Here is a 7,428-nt window from a genome sequence, read left to right as displayed (position 1 = left end):
CTGGTCGGGGATTTCGGGACGGCGTCGGCCGGCCCGCCTTGTTCGGCACTCACATCAATACTCGCTGAAGACGCGTTGGACAGGCTTCGCGCCTACGCCACGCTCTGCCGGCGCGCCGCGCCACGGCGCTCCAGCATCGCCACGAAGGCGTCGAAGATCTTGGTCATCTGCGGCGGCTTGTAGGGATAGACGTCGGGGCTGTCCATATTGTGCACCACTGCGGTGTTGTCGATCTCGAACACCAAGAGGTCGCCGCGCGGCGTCTGGGCGCAGTCGATGGTGAAGTAATCGAGGCCGATCCGTTCGATCATGCCGGTCAGCGCGGTGCGGTGCCGGCGCGCGAAGCCGAAATCGAAGGTGTGGAAGAACGCCGCTTCCTCCAGCCGTTTGCTGGCGCTCTGCGCCATCCCGGCGTTGAGGTACCAGATGTCCCAGCGGTCGGCGATCGCCATGTGGCAGGCATAGGGTTTGCCGTCGACCACGACGATGCGGTACTTGCGAAACAGTCCGTCGTCGCTGGCGTAGTCGACATATCGCGCGACGAAATATTCGGGCTCGTCACGCTCGGCGAGATACGCGGCGAGCGCCGCGCAGCTATCGATCCGCGCCAGGCCGAAGCCGGCATGCGATCCGCGCGGCCGCACGATCACCGGAAAGGCGACGCCGTCGGTGGCGTCCTGCAGCGTCGCGCTGCCTTCAGCCACCGCGGCGAGCGCGTCGCGCGACACCGGGATGGTGGCCGGAATGTCGAGGCCGTCGACATCGCCGATCAGCCGATACAGCTTGTCGCGGTCGAGATGGCGGATCAGCTTCGGCGGATTGAGCAGTGGCGCCGGCCAGCTCTCGGCGCGCGCATCGATCGCTGCCAGCGCGCTACGGCATTCGTCGGAGTCCGACGCGATCACGATCGCGATGTCGTGCGGCGGCAGCGGATCGGGCAACGGCACGCCGTCGACGACGTACAGCGTCAGCAGTTCGATGCCGGAGGTCTCCAGCAGGAATTCGATCGGCGTGTTGCCGCCCATGTCGATATCGGCGGCGAGCGCCAGCACCCGCATCGGCGGCGCCGCGCTGGCGCAGGGCGAACGGAACAGCTGATGCTGCGCCAGAGTCTCGGTCTGCACCGACAGCCCGGCCTGCTTGTGGCCGAATAGTTGCGTGAGCAGCGCGAGGTCGAGCTGTTCGCCGGCGGTGGCGGTGCCGGCGTCGACCTTGTCCATCATCTCCTGCCACAACGGAAACAGGTTCTCGCCGTCGAACGCCCGCTTGGTCAGGCGCGCGAAGCCGATCCGGTCGGCGATCTCCAGCGGGGCGGGCGGCTGCGGATCAGAGGGCATGGAGGTCCTTGGCTGGTGCGGTGAAGTCGGGCTGCGTCAGCAGCGAAGTCATGCGGCCGATCACGGCCGCGGCGTCGTCGAGGATGTTGTCGATTGCCTCATGCGCGTGGCCCGGATGCGCCGTCCAGGCATCGACCACATGGCGGGCGCTGATGCAGATCCGCAGCGCTGCGACCTGATCGTCGGCACGGCCGCCCCAGCCGACCGGCTGGCCGATCAGACAGGGCGCGTCGGCGTCGTTCTGCAGCGTCGCGGAAATCGCGCGGCATTGCGCCAGCGACAGCGGCGCGCCGTGTGGTTCGCAAGTGAAGGCGAAGATCGTCGGTGCGGCGAACTCGTCGGCCTCGGCCGGGCGCGGCTGCGGCGGCAGCAGGCGCAACGCCGGCGAGGCCTTGATCAGGCGGGAAATGCCGTCGCCGAGCAGCCGCAGCGCGGCGCGCCGGAATGTCTCCGGCACGGCCTGGTAAGCGCGGATGTCTTCCAGCGCCGCTTCCCAGCGCAGCCACTGGCCAAAGTTCGGCGCGGCCGCGAAAGTCTCGCGCAGGCTCGTCCAGCGTATCGGCCAGTCGCTCCGCGTCGCGTAGTCGCCGAGCCCCGGCGCCAGCGGGCAGGCGGTTTCGATCGCAGCGGCAAATCGCGGCGGCACCAGCAGCGCACCGCTGAACGGCGGGCCGGCGTAGAATTTCGAGCCGGTGATCAGCACCAGATCGCCGCGCGCGAGGCAGCGCGCGATGCGTCGGCGGCCCAGCCGCATCTGGCAGGCATCGACCACGATCTGGACACGCCCCGGCCAGCGCGCCGCGATCTCGTCTGCGCAGGCATCGCTCGGCGCCTGCAGGCCGAGCTTGGAGCAGTCCATCACTTCCAGCAGCACCCGGGCGCCGCGCGCCACCAGCGTCTCGACCGTCTCCAGCACCTCGGTATCGATCGAGGCGGGCGTGCGGAGCCGGCCGTCGGCGCCGCGCAGCCGCAGCGCGATGCTACGCACCGGGCCGAGCCCTTCGATTGGCGCGCCTCTCGCGACGCTGCAGTCATTGGTGCTGCGATCGCCGAAATGGAAGCCGCGCGCGGTGTGCACGGTGCCGGAGCCGCTCTGGTCGGCGCCGACCACGACCGTCACCAGCTCGTCGCCGAGCAGCGCACGGGTCAGCGCCAATGCCTGCAATTGCGCGTCGGTGCCGGAGGCGGCGAACACCACCTCGGCGCCGGAATCGCCGAGGCCGAGCAGCGAGCGGAGTTCATCGCGCATGGCCTCGACCCGCGCGTCGAAGCAATCGACCAGGCCGTGCAGCAGCGCGGACGCCATCAGCGCCAGGCGCGCGGAGTCCGCCGCCTCGTAGCCGCGCTGCGAGATCGTGGTTGCCGTGCAGGACGAGAAGCTCGGGATGTGGGGCGTCGGCGACGGGCTGCAGCCATAGGCATTGCGGCTGGTTGCGGGATCGCGGATCAGCCGCGCGTCGCCGCCGCAGATCAGCAATTGATCGAGCGGCGCGAACAGCTCGCGCAGCGGCGAGGCGAGGGGAAGCCCTGGCCCTGCCTGGGACCGGCGTTCGGCGATTCGCGGCGCACTCCCGGAATTCGACATCGCTCAGCCTCTCGTCCGGCCGTGGCCGGGCGGTCGTCGAAGGCGCCGCGGCCGGATGCCGGGCGCTGTATCCTCACCAAGACGTAAACGATCTTGGTTAATACGGCCTTTACCAATCGGCCCGCCCGGTACCCGAGGGTTCCGGACGGGCTGGGGCGGGACTACGCGGCGCGGACGTTGTCGAGGAATTTCGACACTTCGACCTTGAGCCGCGAACTATTCTGCGACAGCGATTTTGCCGCCGACAGTACCTGGCTCGACGCCGAGCCGGTCTCGGTGGCGCCGCGCTGCACCTCGGTGATATTCGCCGAGACCTGCTGGGTGCCTTGCGCCGCCTGCGAGACGTTGCGGGAAATCTCCTGCGTGGCCGCACCCTGCTCCTCGACCGCCGAGGCGATGGTCGAGGAGATCTCCGACATCCGGCCGATGGTGCCGCCGATCTCCTTGATGGCCGCCACCGACTGATCGGTCGCCGTCTGGATGCCGTTGATCTGCTGGGTGATCTCGCCGGTCGCCTTGGCGGTCTGCTCGGCCAGCGCCTTGACTTCGCTGGCCACCACGGCAAAGCCGCGGCCGGCCTCGCCGGCGCGCGCCGCCTCGATCGTGGCGTTGAGCGCCAGCAGATTGGTCTGGCCCGCGATCGTGCTGATCAGTTCGACCACGTCGCCGATCCGCGCCGCCGCCTTGGCGAGTTCTTCGACCCGGCCGTTGGTGGCGCGGGCCTGTTCCACCGCCTCGTGGGCGATCCGCGCCGATTCCTGCACTTGCCGGCTGATCTCGTTGACCGACGAACTCATCTCCTCGGTCGCCGACGCCACCGACTGCACGTTGGTGGAGGCTTCCTCCGACGCCGAGGCGACGGTCGTCGCCAGCGTCTGCGACCGCTCGGCGGTGGTGGTCAGCATGGTGGCCGAGGCCTCGAGTTCGTGCGAGGCGGACGACACTGTCTCGACGATCTCGCCGATCGCGCGCTCGAAGTCGTTGGCGAGGCGCTGCGTATCAGCCTTGCGCTGGGCGGCGGCGCGGGCTTCCACCGCCTCCTGTTCGGACTGCAGCCGCTGGCGCTCGATCGCGTTGATCTTGAACACCTCGACGGCGCCGGCCATCTCGCCGATCTCGTCGGCGCGCCCGACGCCGGGCACCTCGGCGTCGAGCCGGCCGGACGCGAGCTGCTTCATCGCCTGCGTGATGGCGTGGATCGGCCGGGTGATGCCGCGGGCCACCATCACCGACACCACGGTGATGATCAGCAGCACGATCGCGGCGGCGATCAGCAGCCGCTGGGTCGCGCTCCAGGTCTGGGACTGCAGGTCGTCGATATACACGCCGGTGCCGACGATCCAGCCCCAGGGTGCGAAGCCGGCGACGCGGCTCAGCTTGGGGAATTGCTGGTCGGAGCCGGGCTTCGGCCAGACGTACTCGACAAAGCCGCTGCCGTCGCGACGCACCGTCTCGACGATCTCGCGGAACAGGAATTTGCCGGTCGGATCCTTGGTATTCGATTGATCCTGACCGATCAGTTGCTTGGCGATCGGATGCATCAGCATCCGGCTCTGCATGTCGGTAATGAAGAAGTACTCGTTACCGCCGTAGCGCAGCTTGGCGATCCGCGCCTGGGCGCGCTTCTGCGCCTCGTCGGTGCTGATCTCGCCGCGCTGCGCGGCGTCGTGCTCGTCCTTGATGATCGCGATGGCGAGATCGGCGAGATGGCTGAGTTCGATCTGCTTCTGCTGCTTCAGCCCCGAGGCGATTTCCTCCGACGCCAGCAGGCTGGTCGCTAACAGTCCGAGAAATCCGAGGCCGATCAGCAGATAGATCCGGCGGCCGATGGTCATGCGTAGTTTGGACGGCATTCTGCGTGTTCCCGCTGCTTGACTGATGTGTGTCGGATCAGGCCGGGCCTGGCGATCCGCGCGTGCTGGCCCCTCGCGGCGGACACGCAGCGTGCCGAAGCACTTCCGCGGACCGGCTCCTGCCGTCGCGCAACGCGCACATCTCCGTTCGCCGCCTGCAAGGCGTCGTTAGAAGCAGCACACCACACTGGGGTCTTGCGTCGCTGGCGACTGAGCCGGAGCCGCGGACGGCGCCGTGCATCAATCGAGCGACGGTTTCATGAAAGGAACTATCCGCGAAGATCGATATCTATTGGTAAATTTTCGGGTGGCGGATTGTCACTGGTAGAACTACGAAGTCGATTTGCGGCAGCTAAGTACCTCAGTGCACATCTCCGCCCACAAACTTTGGTCGAAAGGCTGAGCCCCGCAGAGGCCGCCGAAATCAATTTGCGCGCTCGCGAGGGAAATCTCCCGCAGGTCCGTATTCCTCACATCGGCCGGCTCGCCGGCCCGAAGCTTCACCAGCGAGGAAAGGACCCGATGATGCGCCAGATGCTGATCGCCGCTTTGTTTGCTGCCGCCGTACCGATCTCGGCTCAGGCCGCGCCGCTGATGGCGCCCGCGGCCGCGGTGCGGACGGCCGTCGCAGTGGCTTCGCCGGTCGAGACCGTCGCCTGCGTCCGCGGCGGCTGGCGCGGGGTCGGGGTCTATCCGGGCTGCGGCTATTACCGTCCGTACTATCGGCCTTATCCCTATGTCGTCGCGCCCGCGCCGGTCTATGTGGCGCCGCCGGTGGTTGTGGCCGGACCGGTGGTGCCGGCGCCGCGGCGGTGCTGGATCGCGGGCGCCTGGCGGCCGTGCTAACCGGTCGCATCGTGAGTTGAGCCGCCACCATGCTGACCGCGGCGGCGTCCGGGCAGGGGATCGAGGCGATGGAGGACGACAGCGACGAAGCGCTGATGGCCGCCGTCGCGGCGCGGCGGCAGCCGGCGTTTCGCGTGCTGATGACGCGGCATATGCCGCGCGCCATCCGTGTCGCCCAGCGCATCGTCCGCAATGCGGCCGAGGCCGACGACATCGGCCAGGAGGCGTTCCTGCGGGTCTGGAACAAGGCGGCGTCGTTCGATCCGGCGGTCGCGCGCTTCACCACCTGGCTGTACCGGATCGTGCTCAACCTGTCGTTCGACCGGTCGCGCAGGCCGGTCCATGCGCCGATCGAGGCGGCCGCCGAGATCGCCTCGGACGAGCCGGCCCCGGTCGAGCGGCTGATCGCCGATCAGCAGCGCCGCGCGCTCGATGCCGCGATGGCGCGGCTGTCGGACCGGCAGCGCGGCGCGATCGCGCTGTTTCATATGGAAGGGCTTTCCGGCGACGAGGCGGCGCGCGCGATGGGGCTCAGCCCCAAGGCGTTCGAGTCGCTGCTGGCGCGGGCCCGCATCACGCTCAGGAAAGAAGTCGAGACCATCGAGACCAGGAGGTTGCCATGACACCCGATCGATTCAGGGAACTGGCGGAGACATGGGGCGGCGATGTCGCGCGCTGGCCCGCGGCGGAGCGGACGGCGGCGCTTGGGATGGCGCGGACCGAGGCCGGCGCCGCGATCCTGCGCGAGTATCAGGCGTTCGATGCGCTGCTCGCCGCGCCACCCGAGGTGCCGCCCGCGCGCGCCGGCCGCGCTGCGCTGTCGGTGTTGCAGGCGATCGCGGCGAGCGAGGCGCGGCCGCCTTGGTATCGGCGCTGGCTGCGGCCGGTGTCGCTGCTGCCGGTCGGGAGTTTGGCCTGTTCGGCGCTGCTCGGCTTCTGGCTCGCCAGCGCGCTGCCCTATCACCAGGACGAGCAAGCGGTCGCCACCGTCGCGGCCGTGCTCGACGTCTCCGTCATCAGCCTGTGGGGAAACCAATGACGTCCCGGTTCGGCTCGCTTACCGGCGGCCGCCTGCTGCTGCTGGCGTCGCTTTGTCTCAACGTCGCGCTCGGCGCCTATGTGGGGGCGCAATGGCTGCAGCCCGAATGGGCCCTCAAGAATGCCGGCACGCCGGTCCGGCTGATCGAGCGCGTCGCCACACGGCTGCCGGCCGACGATGCCGAGATCCTGCGTCGCAATTTCCAGGCGCGGCAGCCCGAGTTGCAGCCGCTGCAGGAGGCCTATGTGGCGGCGCTGATGAAGACGCTGCGGCTGACCGGTCAGGCCGAACTCGACAAGCCGGCGCTGGAAGCGGCGATCAAGGATGCGCGCGAGAAGCGCATCAAGATCGGCGACCAAGTAATCGACACCTTCGTGCAGACGCTGGAACAGATCTCGACGAAAGGACGCCGGCAACTCGTCGGCGGAATGTTTCGCTGAGCCGGCGCGGCGCGAGGGATCGCGGCGGCTGCAGCGTATCACCTACATCCGCCTGCCGGACCTGCAGCCCGAACCACCACTTCAACCCGAATCGAAGGAGCCCTCATGCCCCGACTGATATCGACCTCCGGCCGCGCCCGGCCCGCTCTGTTCTATGCCAGCGACGCGCTGGTGCGCGCTTGCCTCGTCGCCGCATTGGTGATCGCCGCGCTCGCGGTGTCGCTGTCGCTCGCCAGCGGCCAGGATCGCGCTGCCGCCCGCGAAGCCTGCAAGCCCGACTACCAGAAGTTCTGCAACAGCGTGACGCCCGGCGGCGGCCGCATCAAGA

General features: G+C 68.7%; 8 protein-coding genes. 5 read left to right on the top strand and 3 right to left on the bottom strand.

Annotated elements, in window-relative coordinates:
* Positions 1 to 92 precede the first annotated feature (92 nt).
* The 3 genes from ACOJTD_RS25580 to ACOJTD_RS25570 all read right to left on the bottom strand — a co-directional run bounded on the left by ACOJTD_RS25580 (position 93) and on the right by ACOJTD_RS25570 (position 4,775).
* Complete coding sequence (locus ACOJTD_RS25580; protein ID WP_420135656.1) at positions 93 to 1,337, bottom strand: ATP-grasp domain-containing protein; 1,245 nt, start codon at positions 1,335 to 1,337, stop codon at positions 93 to 95.
* A complete protein-coding gene (locus ACOJTD_RS25575) occupies positions 1,327 to 2,922 on the bottom strand; it encodes a hypothetical protein (RefSeq protein ID WP_420135655.1) in 1,596 nt (531 codons plus the stop codon). The genes ACOJTD_RS25580 and ACOJTD_RS25575 overlap by 11 nt, the downstream gene beginning before the upstream one ends.
* A 161-nt stretch (positions 2,923 to 3,083) precedes the next feature.
* Complete coding sequence (locus tag ACOJTD_RS25570; protein WP_420135654.1) at positions 3,084 to 4,775, bottom strand: methyl-accepting chemotaxis protein; 1,692 nt, start codon at positions 4,773 to 4,775, stop codon at positions 3,084 to 3,086.
* Between the two features lie 522 nt (positions 4,776 to 5,297).
* Between ACOJTD_RS25570 and ACOJTD_RS25565 the strand changes: the two genes are divergently transcribed.
* The 5 genes from ACOJTD_RS25565 to ACOJTD_RS25545 all read left to right on the top strand — a co-directional run.
* Positions 5,298 to 5,621, top strand: coding sequence for a hypothetical protein (locus ACOJTD_RS25565; RefSeq protein WP_420135653.1), 324 nt, complete (start codon positions 5,298 to 5,300; stop codon positions 5,619 to 5,621).
* 29 nt (positions 5,622 to 5,650) lie between these two features.
* Positions 5,651 to 6,244: an RNA polymerase sigma factor gene (locus ACOJTD_RS25560; protein WP_420135652.1), complete on the top strand. Its 594-nt coding sequence runs from the start codon at positions 5,651 to 5,653 to the stop codon at positions 6,242 to 6,244.
* Positions 6,241 to 6,660 carry a hypothetical protein gene (locus tag ACOJTD_RS25555; protein WP_420135651.1) on the top strand — a complete coding sequence of 140 codons (420 nt, stop codon included), beginning with the start codon at positions 6,241 to 6,243 and terminating at the stop codon, positions 6,658 to 6,660. The genes ACOJTD_RS25560 and ACOJTD_RS25555 overlap by 4 nt, the downstream gene beginning before the upstream one ends.
* Complete coding sequence (locus ACOJTD_RS25550; protein ID WP_420135650.1) at positions 6,657 to 7,100, top strand: periplasmic heavy metal sensor; 444 nt, start codon at positions 6,657 to 6,659, stop codon at positions 7,098 to 7,100. The genes ACOJTD_RS25555 and ACOJTD_RS25550 overlap by 4 nt, the downstream gene beginning before the upstream one ends.
* A 105-nt stretch (positions 7,101 to 7,205) precedes the next feature.
* On the top strand, positions 7,206 to 7,428 hold a 223-nt coding region (locus tag ACOJTD_RS25545), incomplete at its 3' end, for a hypothetical protein (protein ID WP_420135649.1).

Origin of the sequence: Rhodopseudomonas sp., from assembly GCF_048594845.1 — a bacterium.
GTDB lineage: Bacteria > Pseudomonadota > Alphaproteobacteria > Rhizobiales > Xanthobacteraceae > Rhodopseudomonas.
This window is presented reverse-complemented; position numbering and strand designations above follow the sequence as displayed.